The following is an 18,184-nucleotide window of genomic DNA, read 5'->3' as shown; positions in this document are numbered from 1 at the left end:
GTTCAGTTTTCAAAGAGCAATTTCTTTGTCGTTTTTAAAAGCAGCGACCAAACTAATATATCATGTTTCAAAAACATTGTCAATAATTTTTTTTAATGCTTTCTTAATCGCTATCGCTTTTTAAAAGCACAAGAAGAAATATATCATACTATCAAACTAAAAATCAACCCTTTTTTTATTTTTTCTATTGCCTATAGCGAATAGATAGCTATGGCAACATTCTTCTATCTCTTAGTTAAGTTCCTTTTCCGCTTTTGGTATAGGTTATATAGACAAATATGCCAGCATAGTTTATGCCTTAGTTGAACACACTTTACAATACTTGGCTTTCACACACCAAAACAGGCAGGTTACTCACTTTTTTATGAATACCTGGATATTAGTTGCTTCCAAATAATCCTTACCCTCACTCTTCAATTCTCTACTAAAGGATGCTTCTCTTCCAATTTCTATAAATTCAACAAACAAACGAATGTATCAAAAATACCTAAAGCAATTTTATACTGCAAAATCTCATTGCTTCCAGATTACCTTCCACCTCAAAAATATTTTTTCTATCAACTACTTTTCCAGCTTTGAAGAACTTTTATTATTCAAAGTAATCACCTTCCTCAAAATTCATTATACAAATATTCCCTAGTAGTACTGCATCATAAAATATTTCTGCACTGAAAGTTGGTTCAATAACAAAAGCAGCCGCAATCCTGCTGGATCATAAAAGAAATATACCTTTTATTCATAACCTCCCCTGGCATTTGATAACACTTTGTATTCTTCCTTTCCCCTGACAACGCTAAATACATAATTACGTAATTCCATTAATTGCTTCGTATCATCAGTTGGATCACAATAAGCCCCGGAAACAGAATGAACTATTATTTCTCCGTTAACAGCAATTTTCCACTCATCTTCTTCATGGGGCTCTTGCATACACATCGTACCGTTTACAGGTTCAGGAGTAAATTCTTTCGTTTCGACTATGTTTATTTCTTTCATTTTTTCATAAATAGCTTTCATTTCTTCCTCTGTTAAGGTCATCTCTGCGGTTACTGTTCCATCTGCTATTAAATCCTTCGTCACTGTACCTTCCACAGTATTAATTTCATTATTTTTCCCCACACCAAATTGAACGGAAAAATCAAAGTCATCCGGCATCCTTGCAACAGACTCTATGTGATTCGATTCCATTGTATTTGTTTCCATTTTGCTGCACGCACTTAAAGAAAAAATGAGTAGAATAAAAAGGAATAGCTTTTTCATAAGCGCCTCTCCTCTTTACTAAATTAGACGAATGTTATCCTAATTCGTTTCAGCCTCCCTGAAAAAATTCTCTTGAATGTGGAAATGAATTGCTTTTTTGAACAATTGCAGCCGTTAGTTCAATAAAAAACCTAATACAAATGGCGATATGAGCAGCACAATAGAACTTAAAATCAGTGTTCTTGAAACAGACTTTGGAAGTTTCACTTTACCTTTTCCTTGATACCATCCTGAAAATTGCAACTTATTCCGATATAAAACAAAAAGTAGTAATAAAATGGCTATTGCGCCAAGCCACGAATACGTTTCCGCTTCTTCATTAATCTTATAAATGTTTCCTGCAATTCCCCAGCCCAGTGCACCCAGTATTCCAAAAATAAATACTATGCGGAGTAATTCTAATAGCTCCCTCATTTCATCTCACCACCCTATTTTCTAATTTAAATGTTTAAACGAATTTGATTACCGTATAAATCTCCTCTTATTTTATCACTCCAGCTATTTTAAAATAATGAGGTTGATACTTTTATAGCATGAACTTCTAAATCTCGAATGTTAGAATCTCTGCCCGTACCATCAATTATTAAATCGACTCTATCCATCGGCTTTTGGGTCTTCATGTATAATTCCTCAGCTTGCATCCAAAGTTCTTCCCATAAAGGACGCTTTTGCTCTCCATTACGCTCAATACCTCTGGTTAACCTTCATTCTCTTGGGCTTTCAACCCAAATTTTAAAATCATAATGGCCTTCTAATTCAAGTCTCTTTATTCAGCTAATATCAGCCAAGATGTAGATTTGTACCATTTGAATTAAAATAACGCTACATTAAAAATTATTATTTTTTATTATGATAAAATCGCTTTGCTTTTGCACGGTTCCCGCAGTCTGCCATTGAACACCAGCGTCTGCTGCGATTGCGGCTTGTATCCAAAAACAGCCAGCCACATGGATCACCTTCACACTTTTTCACTCTGCTTAGTTCTTTTTCAGACGTAAGAATGTCTATGGCAGATTGAACAATCGGTGGCAGCATTCCGTCTAACATTTCTCCACCATTCAAAAATTCCAATGAAAATTTATTTTCATTCACCAGGGACTAATTGCATCATCCCGTAAGCATCTCCTAAAGCTTCATTCTATATTAATAACCGATTGTGTCATACGATGGCATATCGCCTTCCATGCAAAGAAGAGTCCTGCTTTGTCTGTCAACTTTATAAGAGGATGTCCAAGTACCCATCTCATCCCCCTTTTTCCAATGCTTTGTAAAGGTAACTATAAAAACTTCATCTCCAATTTCTTCCACAGCCGTTTCTTTTGTAACTTGGTAACCTTCCATCGTACCCTCCCATTGTCCAATGTAATTGGGAAATTCATCTGTTACCGCTCCTTCACCAGACGTTGCAAAATCAACAGCATCCTCTTTTTCAAACGGAGGCACCGGAGGAGAGGTTAATTCTAAGTAACCCCAACATACTACAATAGAAACGACTGGTATAATCAAAAACGGTTTAACGCTCTTTTCCTGTTCTTTTCTTCTATATAACCATTTATCAAAAATCCCATAGATTATGGCGGCTAATGCTCCGTATAAGGCAGCCATTCCATCTTGAAATAACACCCCGTTAACCAGACCAAAAAAACCAAGAATGAGCACATACAGCCAATCATGTTGACGAAACCATTTTCTTTGCAGGCACTCTATCGTCATGGCTACAACGTTTCCATAAATCAGGATAATCATCCCAATATACAGAGCATAAACAAGGAACCAGCTGATAAATTGGGATCCCCGATGATATGCAAATTCAAATCCACTATTAAAATAAACAAAAACGAATAGCATTGAAAAAAATATGGTCGTAACAAAGGTTGCGGTTAATTTTCTTAAAAGAAGGCTTTCCGATTTAGTTTTCATATGCATTTTACTCCTATCGGTAAGTAGTTCATTTTCTCTTCATCTATTATACCTTTTTGTACTTGCTGAACGAAACTGTCCCGTTTACGTACATCTAAATTTACCGCAGAGTAACTGGCTGTGTGACTCCCATTTCAAGAATAGAAGAAGATCAAAAATTCTAAGTGGGCAGCCAAAAACGGTCCGATTGGTTCAAGGGCCTTCAGGTCATGTCCTTGTGTACTAACGTTTCAATGGAGATTCTTCTCCCCACTGAACGAAGCTTCACTTTATATCAAATTTTAGATTAATCAAATGTTTGATTAAAACGGAAAAAGTTACCACTAATACTTTCATTCATATTCCTCATCATATAATACGAAACTTCATTAAACGGGAGTTTTACGGACGGTTATCCGTAATAGAAGAAAAATGGTAAGTTGGAGGTAATTTCATGGCACAACTAAGAGATATCATGACATCGAATGTTTTTACAGTTAACGAAACACAAACCGCACAGGAAGCAGCAGCGTTAATGAGTCAATATAATATTGGATCTATACCGGTAATAAATAACAGTGGACAAATGGTTGGAATTGTAACGGATCGCGATATTTCCCTTCGTACGACAGCACAAGGAGAAGATGCTCAAACACCAGTATCACAGGTTATGACAGCACAGCAAATTGTGCAAGGTACCCCTGATATGGATGTTCATCAAGCAGCAGAATTAATGGCACAGCAACAAATTCGCCGGTTGCCGATAACCGAAAACGGACAAATAGTTGGAATGGTTGCCTTAGGAGATCTGGCAGAAAGTAATCAATATGCCAACGAGGCAGAACAGGCATTACAGAATATCTCAACTCCCTCAGAACCACAAGACTAATGTAAAGATTCTTTTTGAGACAATAAAAGTTAGCACAGCCCCTGTCCAGAACTGTGCTAACTTTTATAATGGAAGTAGCCATTATTTTATAAATAAAAATAAATGACGAAATCAAAAATGTGGTTCTCCAGATCTTATTGTTGAAGTCCTATTCCCAAGCACAGCTCGAAATGATCGATTATTAAAACGAAATTATTATGAAAAAGCTGATGTTAAAGAATATAATACGCCTTCTTCACATCATTTCTTATCAAGTATTATCTCTTTCTGCTTTTAAAAATTAGTTTATAGCATTAAAAGCTCTACAAAGACCTTCTTTACCGTTATTCCTACTCACCTCCAGCCTGCTCAACATGTTTCGTATCCCTGATAAACAAAGAAGTAACAAATCCGGCTGCACCTATAATAGAAGCCACCGTAAAGGATACATTTACACCATGTATTTCTCCAGCTATACCTTCTCCGGGGATTGCCTGATAGGTCATTACCGACACAAGCATCGCTGTTCCGACAGCGCCGGCTATTTGCCTTAATGTGTTATTCATTGCCGTGCCATGCGGAAGTACTTCTTCCGGCAAAGCATTTAACCCTGCTGTCGTGGAAGGCATCATAATCATGGAAATGAATAGCATCCGAAATGCGTTGACAGCGGTCAAATAAAGAAAGGATGTAGAATCATCGAGGTTTGTAAACATAAACGTAGTAATAACGACTCCAAAAGAACCGATCGTAAGCAGCCATCTCCCGCCAAATCTATCAAACAAGGTACCATTAACCGGGTTCATGATGCCCATTAATATTGCACCCGGAAGCAGCATCAGCCCTGATTCAAGCGCAGTAAAGCCCAGCATATTCTGCATATAAATCGGCAGAATAATGGCACCGCCAATCATGGATAAAAAGGAAATCATTCCAATCGAAGTGGCTAACGTAAATGTTTTGTAGCGGAATATCCGGAAATTCAAAATAGGTATTTTCATATGCAGCTGTCTGTAAATAAATATCGTCACCGTTATAGCCCCGACAATAAGCGAGGTAATTGTCCCCGTTGCCATCCATCCTATATTTCCCGCGATACTGAAACCATATAACAGCCCACCGAATCCAAGCGTAGATAAAATAATGGACAGAATATCCACTTTCGGAAATGTTTGTTTCGTGATATTTTTCAGGATAAAATAGGCAATAATCAAATCCATAATCGCAATTGGCAGTACAACATAAAACAAGCTGCTCCAATGGAAATTTTCAACCAGATACCCTGACAAGGTCGGACCGATAGCCGGCGCAAATGCAATAACCAGTCCAAAATATCCCATTGCTTTCCCGCGGCTTCCGACAGGATAAACGAGAAAAAGGATTGTCATCATTAATGGCATCATGATTCCTGCCCCGGAAGCTTGGAAAACACGACCTGCAAGCAGCATTTCAAAGGTTGGAGCCAGGGCACAGATTAGTGTCCCAAAAGAAAATAATCCCATCGCTGTTATAAATAAACCTCTTGTCGTAAACCGTTCAATCAAAAAAGCACTGATGGGAATCATAACCCCATTTACAAGCATAAAGATCGACTGCAGCCATTGCGCCCTGTTGGCATCCACATTCAAATCATTCATTATATGCGGAAGCGCGGTAGCCAGCAGGGTTTGATTCAAAATAGCTACAAACGCACCGGATATAAGTACGAGCATTAAAGGAATTCTATTAATCTTTTGTCGTTCTTCATCTGTCATTTCAATTCCAACTCTCCTTACCTAACTACTTCATAGTATAGCAGAGTCCTTCGGGAAGCGAAACATTTCAAAGGCGAAGTTGCTGTATTTTTACCCTGCATCAGCTATTCTTTTCCTGCTATGGCAAGAAATCTATTAAAGCTCCATCGCCAATCAATCGCTCGACACGGGCATTAACCATTATTAAAACAGGCTTCTTATGAGTTTCGACCCTTATCCCAATAAAGCTATACATGAAATAGTTATAAAAGAAGATGATGCTTTTGATGAATAAAACAGCCAACGATTTTTAATGGGACGAATAATTCCAGTTCCATCCCCATCGAAAAAGCCACGTGCATTTGCTTCTTTCAAGTTGTGATAACCGCTACTCTTGACACACCGACATGGGCATTCTTAGTAAAAGACCATTACCCTGCCCTTTATCATTTGCAGACTTTTTAAACATCCTCCCTCAACAAAACTTCTCCCGATAATTCGCCAAAGCTAGCAATGGAAACAAGTATTCATAGCTATGATAGTGAATATAAAACCCTCCCGGCAGCCCCTGCCCCTTTGGGTAGGCTGTTGTCCAATCATCTTTGCTGGAAGTCTCAAGCAAATATAAAATCCCCCGCTCGATCTCAGGCGTTGCTTTTTCTTCCGCAGCAATTAATGCATCTATTGCCCATGCGGTATGTGTACGCGTACTTTCCTTTAATGGGACAAACTTCTTCTCTATATCGCTTTTACAAGATTCTCCCCAGCCGCCATCCTGGTTTTGAGTGGCATACAACCATTGGATCGCTTTTTGGACCTGCGGGTGATTGTTACGTGTTTTAGCTGCTGCTAATCCCGTAATAGCAGCCCAAGTTCCGTATATATAACAAATCCCCCATCTGCCATACCAGGAGCCATCCTTTTCCTGATTTTGCAGAAGCCACTTCACACCACGTTTCATAAAAGGCTGATACGTATCGGTATGTGTATCATTTCCGAAAAACTCCAATGTCCTCCCCGTCAAATCTGCCGTGGATGGATCCAGCAGCATCGATCCTCCGCCTTCAATCGGCAGCCAGGAAAGTAATGTATTATCCACGTTTTTCTCAAAAGCTGGCCAGCCTCCATCATCATTCTGCATGGAGACGGCCCATTGAATCCCCCGGTCCCAAGCTTGGCGATAGACAGGTTTTTTACGGGCAAAAGAACGAATAGATCGTAACGCAGCCGTTGTATCATCCAAATCAGGGTTAAACGTATTGATATTAGAGAACCCCCATCCGCCAGGTATCACGTTTTGATTATGGATACTCCAATCGCCGTATTTCATCTGTTGCCGCTTCAGCAAATATTGATTTGCCTTGTTAATTGCCGCTGCGGAGGAGGGTACTCCAGCCTTTTGCAGAGCATGACTAATCAGAGCAGTATTCCAGACGTTTGCCGTCGTATACTGCATATGCGTTTGCTTGCCAATGCTGGTTTTAAACGATTTCAGCCCCTCCACAGCTTTGGTAATAACAGGGTTCTTTTTTGAATAACCTCTGGCCATCAAGGCAAATATCATCAAAAATGTGGCACTGAAATAACTATAAAATGTGCCATCTGACTCCGTCCGGTTTAACATATACTCCTCAGCACGCTGTAAGGCTAGTTCACGAAGCTGTTCCGGCAGCCCTGTCAGATTGCCAATCCCTCGTTGGAATGGAGTGGCAAAGTAGTGCCAACTGTTTAACTCCTTTCCCCAATCGCCGTCATCTCCCCGTTGTAAAAATAAATCAGACAAATCGGGCGAACGCTTTGTTTTCCGGCTGAATTTATAATCTGCAGTTATTAATATAGGGATTAAATTGGATCGTGCATACAAAGATAAGTCAAATATATTAAGTGGAAAGGAAACCGGAAAAAGAATAAATTTAACTGGAACAGGAAGATAACGCGGCCATTTGTATTGCCCTGTCAAAGCTAGCATAACTTTTGCAAACATATTGATTTCTTTTAACCCGCCATGCTGCTGGATAAATCTTGTGGCTAAACGTATCTCCAGATCTTCTTTTTTTCGGCGGCCGGAGTAAAGGAGTGCATAACAGGCCTCCACTGTCGCCGTGAGATTCCCTCCCGCTTCATCGTAAAATATTTTCCAGGCGCCATTTTTCTTTTGTTTACGAAGGATTCTGCTTACCAGCGCATCGATTAAATCCTCCTCATTCATTTCCAATGTACGCAAGAGGATAATCATATAACAATCTGTTGAAATGCCGGTTTCAAAGGGATACGACCAGGATCCGTCAAGCTTTTGATCTTTTGTAAGCCTGTCAACCAGACGATTTATTTCTGTATCTACCTTTTCTTTCATCAGAAAACCTCTCTTATAAGAACCGTTTTTCCTATACATATGCCCCACGATGCAAGCATATTCCTTAAGTAAGGAGGGGGCTGGATGACGTTTGGCTGTTTCAAAAAGATAAAAAGGTACGAAAAATCTATTCTTGATATAAAAAAAGAACTGAAAAATAAAAGAAACCCAAAAGCAAATGCCCTATCTGTAAACATGCTGCCCAAAATGGAAAGGGTATTAATTCACAGCATCCATCAAATAACAAATAAATGGAATAAAAATAATGTAACCCGCACACAGGCGTACTTCGATTTTTATATACAGCATCCAGAAATCCATTGGGCTTTCTTAGGGCATATGGTATCACGAAATGGCGGCTGGAACATGACCGATTTGAAGGGTGACCTCCTGACACGGTTGCTATCTGAAAAAGAACAAAATAACTTCTATCTATTTTTAGAGCGGGGTAACTGGTTAATATTTCAGGATGTTTATCCGCAATTATTGCTGTATCAGCAAAGTGTACGGATGAATAGAAGTCTTTTTCACCTTCTTCCTTTCTTGAATGTCTCTATATTTATGGAAGTAGTATGGAAGCATTTCTGGGAGCATGGTGACCGCTATCTGTTAGCCATTGCAACCATTATTAATGAGCAAAGCTATTTAGAAAAAAGGGTGATTCATCATGCTCATTTTAAAGAAACCGTATTAGATACATTAGGTTTTAAACTATATGATTTTTTACGTTTTAATCATGTTATTTTCCCGCTTTATCCACATGAAGAAACAGGGAAGAAACCGGCATTGATCGGCGATACGCTGTACCATTTCGGCTCTCTCCATGAGCGGATCATGTTAGGGAAACGTTTATATGCCGTCCTTTTTCAACAAGTATCTGTCTTACAAGATGTCCTGGCATGGGCGAGCAGGCACCCACATACAGGCTCCAGAGCAGATTATTGGAAGGATCTGTTTCATTCTGTGAATGAATCTGCTCCAGGTACGGTATACCGGCGAAGAACAAAGCATTGTGGACGTAAAAAAGGAGCTCCTCGAATCTACAGCCCTCCATTGAAATACGCTTGGAAAAACGTTGACCACTCTCCTGCAGAAAAAGGTGACTGGTTTGACGATCTAAGTGTGATTGATTATTTAGTAAAGGACGAAAAAAATACAGGTGGGGAAATCTATGAAAAATACTGCAAAGCAATGGAAAAAATCGAGCTTGTCATCATCGCAAAAAAGGCAATCTTTCTCAGAGAAGAATAACGAATGGCAGGCATATATCATAGCAGCTCTCTTTTCTTCCATCATTGGGACTTACTTAGATTTATTTTTTGTTGGCATCGGCATGTATCACTTTCCTATGCGACTTTTCCCGGATATATTTACGGTTAATATTGCATTTACACTGCTAATCCTTCCTGTCTCCGTCATTCTATTTTTGTACGTTGCCAATCGAATGCTGTTTCTCCCGCGGTGTATGATGGTCCTTACAGTTAGTACAGCAGTCATTTTTATTGAAAAAACCGCTGAACAGCTGGGATGGCTTAATCATCATCCAGCTTGGAATCATGCTTATTCTTTTTTTGGTTATATGCTGTTCCTCATCGTTGTTTGGAGCATTTTCCGCTTTTTTCGGGTTAAAATTTGAAAAGCTGGTCTTTCCATGCCTCCATTATCATAGAAATGATGAAGAGGTGGCGTAATGAGAAATCGAAAAATTTCTATATTGCTGTTAGCAGCTACATATGTTGGAACGGTTATCGGGGCAGGTTTTTCATCAGGGAAAGAAATTGTCACGTTTTTTAGTGTCTATGGGGCTTTAGGGACCATTGGCATTGCAATCAGCGGACTGTTGTTTATTCTGATTGGAACCAAAATAATGATTATATCTGCCCGCATCGGAGCTTATTCTTATCAGGAATTAAATGAATATCTATTCGGCAGAAGCATTGCCAGAGTGGTTAATCTTTTTATTTTCATCGTCGTTATTGGTGTCACTTCCGTCATGCTCTCAGGGGCTGGGGCTGTATTTTATGAACAGCTTGGCCTTCCGTTTCAAATGGGAATTATTATTACACTTATTCTCTCTTATATCGTCGTAATGAAAGGGTTAAATGGACTATTTGCGATCAACTCCTACATTGTGCCATTAATGATTCTTTTCGTCCTGTTTGTAGCTGGCTCTATCGCAGGCGAGCATCCGCATTTGCTGGCAGAAAAACTCCTTCCTGTTCAGTTATCGGACAACCTTTCATGGGCAGGTTCCCCTTTTGCCTATGCAGCATTTAATCTGATGACAGCACAGGTTGTCCTTGTACCATTGGGAAAGGAGATTCAGGATGAGCATATCTTACGCTGGGGCGGGCTTTGGGGTGGACTGGCTTTATTTTTCCTCCTGGTGGCGATTCATTTTTCATTATCCGTTTTTCCGGAAACATTTCTTTATGAAATTCCGATGGCCGAGATCGTCCAACATTTTGGAACGCTGATTCACGTCCTGTTCTTAGTCGTTATTTACGGCGAGATTTTCAATACGGTCGTTGGGAATGTGTTTGGAATTACACGCCAGCTGCAGTCGGCATTCCATCTTCGTTATCAGCATGCTGTCCTGCTGATCCTGTCTGTCGTCTTTTTAATCAGTCAGGTGGGATATGGAAAATTACTGTCGGTATTGTATCCGTTGTTTGGTTATCTAGGGTTGTTCTTTCTGTTGTGGTTGTTAATTAGAAAAATGCCTGGTAAATAGGCTTAAATAAATTCTTTTATTCGGGAGTAAACTAATAGGTGTATCATTTTATTTTTAATAAGAATTCTCTTATAATTCAAATAAGGATGGTGATTGAACCTGAGTTTTACAGATAAAAATTTCAACACCTATGAAGAATTCGAAGAGCAACAACAGCAAACCGATGAAATTTTAGAATATATTGATGGAATTATTTACATGTCTCCCTCTCCAAGCATAAAACATCATAGGATATCTTCTTTTCTTCACGGAGAACTTCATCATGTATTAAAAAATAGCAGCTGTGAAGTGTTTTCTGCACCAACGGATGTCTTGTTTGAACATAACGAGAATGATCATAATAAAAATAAAAGGATTGTCCCTGACTTATTTGTGACATGTCATCCCGAAAACTTCACTGAAAATGAATATATCGGAGCACCCGATTTCATCATTGAAATATTAAGTCCATCAAATAAATCCCACGACTTAGCAAGAAAGCTAAATCTTTATATGGAATATGGCGTGAAGGAATATTGGATTGTTGATCCTATGGAAAAACGTATCATGATATATACGCTTGATGAAAATGGAGAGGTGCAATTTGATTTAGTCAGCGAGAACGAGAAAGCGACTTCCAGATTATTTGAAAACTTTAAAATCGAAACTAAAATTTTGTTTTTTGATTAAATAATAAAAGTGACCAAACAACAGCAAATATCTCGCTGTTTGGTTTAATATTTATCTCATAGCAACAGCTAAGGTAATTTATGTCCACGGAATATATAAAAAATGCGTGTTCGATTTGCTTTAGTATAATTGAACGCGCATAATTTTTAAACAACTTTATTGTCACTCAATAACACATTGTAGCTTTGGAATAAAGTTTAATCAAATTGATACTAAGAACCTTGATAAACAAACAAAAAGAAAGAACGTGTGGACGCTGCTTTTATTCTACGATTACTTCTCCAACCATTCCTTCCTGTTGATGGAATCGACATATCAATTCATAAGTACCGGTCTTTTCCGGCTTTACGGTGATGGTTTTCTCTTTTCCTGGCTGGACTTCGACGTCAATACCAAGCTTTTCCACGGTGAAGGTATGTTCTTTTTTTCCTACATTTTTCAATAGCAGCTTTGTCGTTTTTCCATTGGAAATAGTAATCATGTCTGGATTAAAGTAATCATCGTTTAACTCAACCACAATCTCATTTACCGTATCCATAGGTTGTGTTTCAACTCCAGATGTTGCAAACACATTTAGTGGACCTGGAATAGAAATAGCCATGATTATCGCAAGTAAACCAGCTAATCCTTTCAACCAATTTTTTACAGGCATTTGTAATCCCTCCTTTCCTCACACTATTTTCTTCAATTTGCAACAAATTATCACGATATATTTCAGGAAAACAACTGTTACTGTTTTTCTCCATTCAGCAAAAGAGGTAGTTTATGACCACTACCAGAAGAAGGATTAATAAAGAGAAGCAAAATGGGAATAGGTTCTGTTTAGTACTTCTATTCACAAATGAACTCACACCTTGAATTCAAGGTGTGAGTTTTTAGAGGATGTTCAAAAAAGTCCAACAAAAATAACACGTCGAATTTCTACGTTGACGTGATTTTTCCGATACTCACGTATTTAAAAGCATAGGGGAACTTCTGTTAAGACCGTCCACGTCCTTATGGACAACACAGAAATCATCACATCGTGTGAAAGCCCATTCGTAAAAATCACGTCGCCTTGAACTTCTTGGTTCTTTTTATCCGACTTTTTGAACACGCACTATTAGTTCCATTTCTCTATCTCCCCGCACAAGCAGTCGGAATGCAAATTCGCTGTCCAACTCTGAGATAGTTTGGATCAACACTTGGATTTGCTTCTAGAATACTATCTATTGTTACGCCGTATTTCTGTGAAATTTGGTAAAGCGTGTCGCCAGTTTGAATAATAACCGTTCTATGGTTTGGCGGACATGCGGGGATACAGATTACTTGACCCACTCTTAGGTTATACGGATCTATTCCCGGATTAGCTCCTATAATTCTCGAAACGCTTTTCTCTAGTCTAAATGCAATGTAGTTAAGGGTATCACCTGGCTGAATCGTATACGGATAATGACCTTGTGGACATTGTCGATAAAAATACATAGTGAACATTGCTCCTTTTCCTTAACTTTTTACCAAAGTATGTTTTAAATGGGCTTTTTGTGTATCATTAAGAAATGCAAATTTTCAACCCATAAGAAAATCACTCCACCCATTTTTTCCTTCTTCTGATAATTGTTTCTCAAGCAACTAGTTAAAGTACGTTCTCCCTAAAACAAGAATAAATATAATTTTTTGAGTTAAAATAAATACTACTTGAAAAAAGTTAAACTTGTGTAAAACGGAATGTGTATAAACTTTTCTCCTGATTTTTACAGGGAGAGTATTATAGTTAAGGATGAAATAATATGAACCAAAATACATCATTGCAAAAGCCAGTAATTTTATTAAATATTGACTCACTAATGCCCCAGCCACTGGAAATAGCTGTACAGACAGGACGAGCTCCTGCTTTGCAATTTTTAATGGAAAACGGCACCTATATACCTAATATGGTCAGTTCGTTTCCGACAATGTCTGTAACAATTGACAGCACAGTCCTAACAGGGACATATGCAGATAAACACCATATTCCCGGATTAAACTGGTTCGATGATTCTAAAAAGGAGATCATTAATTACGGAACGGGTTTCAGGGAAACAAACAGGTTAGGTCTAAGGCGATCCATCCATAACATGCTTTATCAGCTGAATAACGAACATTTAAGTGGGGATGTGATGACAATCTACGAAGAATTGGCTAATATGGGCATTCCTTCTGCTTCCATCAATTCGTTCGTCTATCGTGGAAATACTCCAAAACGACTGCACGTGCCCCGGCTGCTAAGCACGTTAACCCGTTTTGAAGATGGGGAATGGACGACTAAGACAACACCGACATTTTCACTAGGTGTTTTCTCTAAACTTCGACGGTGGAGTTTCCCGACACAAATCGCTGCTGGAAATAATAAATATACTGCCCGGGAACTTCGTCACTTAATTCGCAACAATAATCTTCCAGTATTTACTTTTTGTATCTTTCAGGATCTGGACTTTCGCATTCATTTTAAAGGACCAATGGATTTAAAAGGGATCACTCGTATTGACCGGGAAATTCAAAAAACATTAAATCTATATCCAAGCTGGGAAGAAGCAATTAACCAAAATGTATGGATGGTTATGGGAGATAATGGGCATGCTCCGACAGGTTCCAGATATCATGAATTCGTGATTGATCTGCGAAAAATATTGAAAACGTATCGCATCGCAAAGATTCAGCGTCCCGTTCAAAAAAAGGACCAGCTTATTCTATGTGTAAATCAGCGAATGGCTTATATATATGTATTGGACAACAATCTTCCCTTGTCTGCTGTCATAGACCGCTTAAAGAATGATCATCGTATTGATATCATTGCCTGGAAGAACGAAGCATCTATTCACGTACGATCCGGTATGAAAGCAGGTTCATTGCATTATAGCTCAGGCGGAGGTTATACGGATGTATATCAGCAAACATGGAGTGTAGATGGGAACCTTGAACTTCTTGATTTAAATGTGTCAGAGCAAAACGAACTCTCCTATGGGGATTACCCGGATGCCTTATCCCGACTTTATGGGGCACTCCATTCCCATCCAGGACGTTTTCTAGTGGTTAATGCTAAACCAGGCTGTGATTTTAAAGCCCAATCTACACCGTTCCATCTGGCTGGTGCCGCACACGGTTCTTTACACAGACAAGAATCGCTTGTACCGTTGGTGATTTCAGGAACCACTTTAAAACCGTCATACCCTCGTCTAGTGGATATGAAAGAATTCCTGCTAAAACAATGTAAATCGAGTAGGGTGAAAAGTTAAGTAACTTTTCACCCTACTCCACATCTCCGCCATGATTATTAGAAAACACACTGCTCACCAGTAATCATGAATCCACATTTCTCTAAATTCTATTTTTTCTATATACACTACAGTCACCTGATTCTCGATAGTTAATTCATTGCTTCATATTCTTTGTTTGATAACTCTATAAGAATATCAGAAGCCTGATTTAAGAATAGTATTTCATACGTTTCTTCAGCTTTTCTGATAAGTTTAGAAACTTCCTACCACATAGGCATAATTTCGGTAAAGAGATTATATTGTTAACCTCTGGATTAATTTGCATAAACTGTCCTTTGTTTTCATTTAGCACCGGATAAAGGTAAACTTCTAAATACCTGATTTCACTTCTATCTTTAGCAGCATACATAGTGTTAAGATTTGTAACCCAAATGTATCACTTATAATCATCAAAAGCTTCTTCTCGATTGCTCAAAATCTATTTTTCCATTCAACTAACTTTGCCTATATAAACCTTATATATTTTGCAAGATTATCTATTTATTAATCAAAAAACTAAGATCCTTCATACTTTCTCCAAGAATATAGTGCGAAAACCACATTAAATTCTGCTTCATAATAGCCAGTTTAACCCCCGGCTGCTCAGGGCTATATGCCATCCCCTTAAATATAATTAATTCTGCATCAACCTCCATGTCTCTTAATCCTTGATATAACTCATAAGCATTTACAACTGGAACTCTTGCATCTATTTCGCCATGCTGGATTAAGGTGGGGGTGTTAGCTGATTTAATATATGTCATTGGCGATGTTTCAGCATATATCTCCGGATCATTCCACGGAGTATTTCCTAAATACGTCCTGATAAAGTAAGGGATGTCTGTATTTACATAATTAGCCCTCCAATTAGTAATTCCACCCCCAACAGAAATAGCTTTAAATCTGCTGCTAAACGTAGAACAGAAGGCTGATATATATCCCCCGTTGCTCCAGCCCATCACTCCTACGCTATCTTTATCAACAATTCCTTCATCAACCAGCTTATCTACTCCAGAAATAACATCATCGTAGTCAGCTATTCCCAGTTTTCGATAGTTTGCTTTCAAGAATTCATTACCATAGCCAGAGCTTCCCCTATAGTTAGGCTCTAAAACGATAAAGCCTTTATCAATAAACTGTTCAATCGGATATTTCTCATTAAAGCAGTCCGAAAATATTGGAAAGGATGCCCAGGTCGGACCACCATGAATTACCACAAGTAAAGGGTATTTTTTATTTGTGTCAAACTCTGCCGGGGTTGATAGAACACCCTCTATTTTAAGGCCATCACTACTCTGCCATGAGATTATTTCCCTGTGACTTTTCAGCTTTCCTTTGAAAAAGCTATTTTCATCTGTTATTTTTTTATCGTTCAAATAAATTTCAAAGGTTTCATTTATGATAGCCTTATTATAGGATATATGATTTCCGTCCCTTGTTATAGAAGCATCCAGTATAAAGCCATCTTCTTTTTCACCCAGTATTTCCACCGTGCCGTTCTCAGATAACAGCCCAATAGGATAATTCGTTTTATCCTGCCATTTAATTAATATCCCTTTGGCTGTCCATCGTAAGGGAGTAACCGTACTATCAAACTCTGTTAAAGGCTGCATTACCTCTCCATTAGTAATATCATATATCTCCAATGTATTTTCTTGTATGTGGGTCTTGTAGTAATCCTTCTCCCTTATACTTGCTGAGTAGCATATTTTGCTGCCTTCTGGAGAAAAGCAAACGCTCTCTCCCAGCAGCTTATCTATGTTCAGCTTGTACAGCTCTCCGGTATTCATATCCAATATGTATATATCCCCATTAATATAATCTTCCATATGTGAGCTTGGTGCAGCCATAAATACAATCTTTTTACCATCATTTGAAACATCAAATTCATGGATATGAAAATTTTTACCATCCGTTAGTTGATAAACAGCGCTATTTTCATGTTCATGTTTAGCCTTTTGTTTTACTTTTTCTATATCAACGTAATATAAACAATCATTCTGGTAGTCCTTACCTATACGCTGAAAATCTCCATATAGTTCCTTACGTTTCTTTATCGCCTCAGATTCTTTTGACGGTGCAGCATAATAAAAGCCCTTACCGGCAGGATCCCATTTAAATTTACTGACCCCTTCTTTCTCATCCGTAATTTGAACACTGCTATAGCCATCTATTGACTTAACAAAGATCTGATTTTTCTTATCCCCATCACCAGCCAGGCTAAGGTATGCGATATTTTTAGAATCCGGGGACCATAATGGATATGTACTATCTGTATTCTCCGCTGTTACCGGGAAACTCTGCCCCTTATCCTTTTCATATATCCAAACATGATTCCTGTATTTATTGTCTTTCCAGTCAGTTGTCTTTTTGACAAATGCCACGTTTTTTCCGTCATCACTTATGTTCGTATCTGATAAGGCTGGTAATGAGATAATTTCTTCTATACTTAGAAATGTTTTTTCATTCATTTTCTTTAAGAGCCCCCTCGTAATGCCTAGTAATTTACTTTACTCCACTAAACGCCAAACTGTCTTAAATGATGATCAAGGTGCTTGTAAATCCCCTTCCCCCATTGCTCAGGAGTAAGTTTGCCGAAAAAAGCATGGGGATGAGTGGTACATTTCTCCAGTCCATTCTGTTGGAACTTAATAATTTTTTGTTTCAGCTTTTCTTTTTCTGCTTCAAAATCTTTTTCAGCTGTAATCAAAATGGTCGGTATAGTGGACATATTGTGGGCTGCCGGCTTATCATTATAAAAAATCGGCTTCACAAACCGTCCTATGAATATTCCTAACCAGCCTCTCTTTGGAAGAGAATTTCCCATTGCAATGTCCTGGAACGCTGAGCAATGAGCTAACATTTGAGCAACATCCATTTTCCCCCATTGGGCTCTTGAATTTGGGTTTAATTTATCAATGCGTTCTAAAATTTCCTCTGTATGTAATGGAATAAAAATATTTTTCATTTGTTTGTCTCCTTGTATATTCTGTAGTCTTTCTTGGGAAAGCAATGTTCAGAACCAACAGGGGCTGATTATCCACTAATCCACAGGTACTCTTTAATCGCTGAAATCATAAATAGGCAGATCAGACAAACCTGCCCTGTTAATTTGGTCTAAATTAAGTGCTGTCCCGGCAGTACAGAACATACTTTACACCTCTCTGTTGGTTGGTCGATAGATCAGTACGACGACACCCGAAGCAAAGCTCCGGCTCTCAACGAGGCTCAGATCGACCTGGCGGGTGAGATCCCCAAACATCGGCTTGCCACCACCCAGCAGAGTCGGATAGACTATAACCCGATATTCGTCAATCAGATCGAGATCGATGAAGCTCTGTGCCAGCGTTGCACCACCCACACTGATTTCTTTTCCCGATGCCACCTTAAGCT

At 38.6% G+C, this 18,184-nt stretch carries 16 protein-coding genes and 1 pseudogene; 7 read left to right on the top strand and 10 right to left on the bottom strand.

All coding sequences use genetic code 11. The features are described 5' to 3' along the window. Positions 1-732: 732 nt before the first annotated feature. The 4 genes from FLK20_RS20980 to FLK20_RS20965 form a co-directional block, all read right to left on the bottom strand. Positions 733-1,260, bottom strand: a complete 528-nt coding sequence (locus FLK20_RS20980; RefSeq protein ID WP_152658546.1) for a putative periplasmic lipoprotein — start codon at positions 1,258-1,260, stop codon at positions 733-735. 114 nt (positions 1,261-1,374) lie between these two features. After that, positions 1,375-1,674 carry a hypothetical protein gene (locus FLK20_RS20975; RefSeq protein WP_152658545.1) on the bottom strand — a complete coding sequence of 100 codons (300 nt, stop codon included), beginning with the start codon at positions 1,672-1,674 and terminating at the stop codon, positions 1,375-1,377. Positions 1,675-2,097: 423 nt separating this feature from the next. Beyond that, positions 2,098-2,352, bottom strand: coding sequence for a CGNR zinc finger domain-containing protein (locus FLK20_RS20970; RefSeq protein ID WP_227995242.1), 255 nt, complete (start codon positions 2,350-2,352; stop codon positions 2,098-2,100). A gap of 51 nt (positions 2,353-2,403) precedes the next feature. After that, on the bottom strand, positions 2,404-3,180 hold the full coding sequence (locus tag FLK20_RS20965; RefSeq protein WP_152658544.1) for a hypothetical protein: 777 nt from the start codon (positions 3,178-3,180) through the stop codon (positions 2,404-2,406). Between the two features lie 433 nt (positions 3,181-3,613). Here FLK20_RS20965 and FLK20_RS20960 point away from each other — a divergent pair, with 433 nt between their 5' ends. Both FLK20_RS20960 and FLK20_RS22055 read left to right on the top strand, forming a co-directional pair. After that, positions 3,614-4,048 (top strand): CBS domain-containing protein, encoded by a 435-nt coding sequence (locus FLK20_RS20960; RefSeq protein ID WP_152658543.1) that lies wholly within the window; start codon positions 3,614-3,616, stop codon positions 4,046-4,048. Positions 4,049-4,166: 118 nt separating this feature from the next. Next, a pseudogene (locus tag FLK20_RS22055) lies at positions 4,167-4,271 on the top strand (Uma2 family endonuclease); the annotation flags it as partial. A 106-nt stretch (positions 4,272-4,377) separates the two neighbouring features. Here FLK20_RS22055 and FLK20_RS20950 read toward each other — a convergent pair. Together FLK20_RS20950 and shc are read right to left on the bottom strand one after the other, a co-directional pair. After that, on the bottom strand, positions 4,378-5,781 hold the full coding sequence (locus FLK20_RS20950) for a DHA2 family efflux MFS transporter permease subunit (protein ID WP_152658542.1): 1,404 nt from the start codon (positions 5,779-5,781) through the stop codon (positions 4,378-4,380). Between the two features lie 454 nt (positions 5,782-6,235). After that, on the bottom strand, positions 6,236-8,113 hold the full coding sequence (gene shc, locus FLK20_RS20945; RefSeq protein ID WP_152658541.1) for a squalene--hopene cyclase: 1,878 nt from the start codon (positions 8,111-8,113) through the stop codon (positions 6,236-6,238). An 84-nt stretch (positions 8,114-8,197) separates the two neighbouring features. Here shc and FLK20_RS20940 point away from each other — a divergent pair, with 84 nt between their 5' ends. The 4 genes from FLK20_RS20940 (at position 8,198) to FLK20_RS20925 (ending at position 11,516) form a co-directional block, all read left to right on the top strand. After that, on the top strand, positions 8,198-9,364 hold the full coding sequence (locus FLK20_RS20940) for a DUF2515 domain-containing protein (protein WP_152658540.1): 1,167 nt from the start codon (positions 8,198-8,200) through the stop codon (positions 9,362-9,364). After that, positions 9,285-9,749 carry a CBO0543 family protein gene (locus FLK20_RS20935; RefSeq protein ID WP_152658539.1) on the top strand — a complete coding sequence of 155 codons (465 nt, stop codon included), beginning with the start codon at positions 9,285-9,287 and terminating at the stop codon, positions 9,747-9,749. Before FLK20_RS20940 ends, FLK20_RS20935 begins: the two co-directional genes overlap by 80 nt. Before the next feature lie 54 nt (positions 9,750-9,803). Continuing rightward, on the top strand, positions 9,804-10,847 hold the full coding sequence (locus FLK20_RS20930) for a YkvI family membrane protein (RefSeq protein WP_152658538.1): 1,044 nt from the start codon (positions 9,804-9,806) through the stop codon (positions 10,845-10,847). A gap of 93 nt (positions 10,848-10,940) precedes the next feature. Continuing rightward, positions 10,941-11,516, top strand: a complete 576-nt coding sequence (locus FLK20_RS20925; protein WP_227995241.1) for a Uma2 family endonuclease — start codon at positions 10,941-10,943, stop codon at positions 11,514-11,516. Between the two features lie 262 nt (positions 11,517-11,778). Here FLK20_RS20925 and FLK20_RS20920 read toward each other — a convergent pair whose 3' ends face one another. Beyond that, complete coding sequence (locus tag FLK20_RS20920; RefSeq protein ID WP_152658537.1) at positions 11,779-12,168, bottom strand: cupredoxin domain-containing protein; 390 nt, start codon at positions 12,166-12,168, stop codon at positions 11,779-11,781. A 1,117-nt stretch (positions 12,169-13,285) separates the two neighbouring features. Between FLK20_RS20920 and FLK20_RS20910 the strand changes: the two genes are divergently transcribed. Then, positions 13,286-14,770: an alkaline phosphatase family protein gene (locus FLK20_RS20910; RefSeq protein WP_152658535.1), complete on the top strand. Its 1,485-nt coding sequence runs from the start codon at positions 13,286-13,288 to the stop codon at positions 14,768-14,770. Between the two features lie 518 nt (positions 14,771-15,288). On the opposite strand, the gene FLK20_RS20905 is transcribed toward FLK20_RS20910, so the two are convergent. The 3 genes from FLK20_RS20905 to FLK20_RS20895 form a co-directional block, all read right to left on the bottom strand. Beyond that, the gene (locus tag FLK20_RS20905) at positions 15,289-17,262 is read right to left on the bottom strand and encodes a S9 family peptidase (protein WP_152658534.1); all 1,974 of its coding nucleotides are present in this window, start codon (positions 17,260-17,262) and stop codon (positions 15,289-15,291) included. A gap of 47 nt (positions 17,263-17,309) precedes the next feature. After that, positions 17,310-17,759 carry a DUF1569 domain-containing protein gene (locus FLK20_RS20900; protein WP_152658533.1) on the bottom strand — a complete coding sequence of 150 codons (450 nt, stop codon included), beginning with the start codon at positions 17,757-17,759 and terminating at the stop codon, positions 17,310-17,312. 186 nt (positions 17,760-17,945) lie between these two features. After that, positions 17,946-18,184 (bottom strand): dihydrofolate reductase family protein (locus tag FLK20_RS20895; RefSeq protein WP_194165712.1); only part of this gene is annotated, 239 nt, incomplete at its 5' end.

It is taken from the genome of Oceanobacillus sp. CFH 90083 (genome assembly GCF_009389585.1).
Lineage (GTDB): Bacteria > Bacillota > Bacilli > Bacillales > Amphibacillaceae > Oceanobacillus.
The sequence above is the reverse complement of the archived record's forward strand: the minus strand, read 5'-3'. Positions and strand labels throughout refer to the sequence as shown.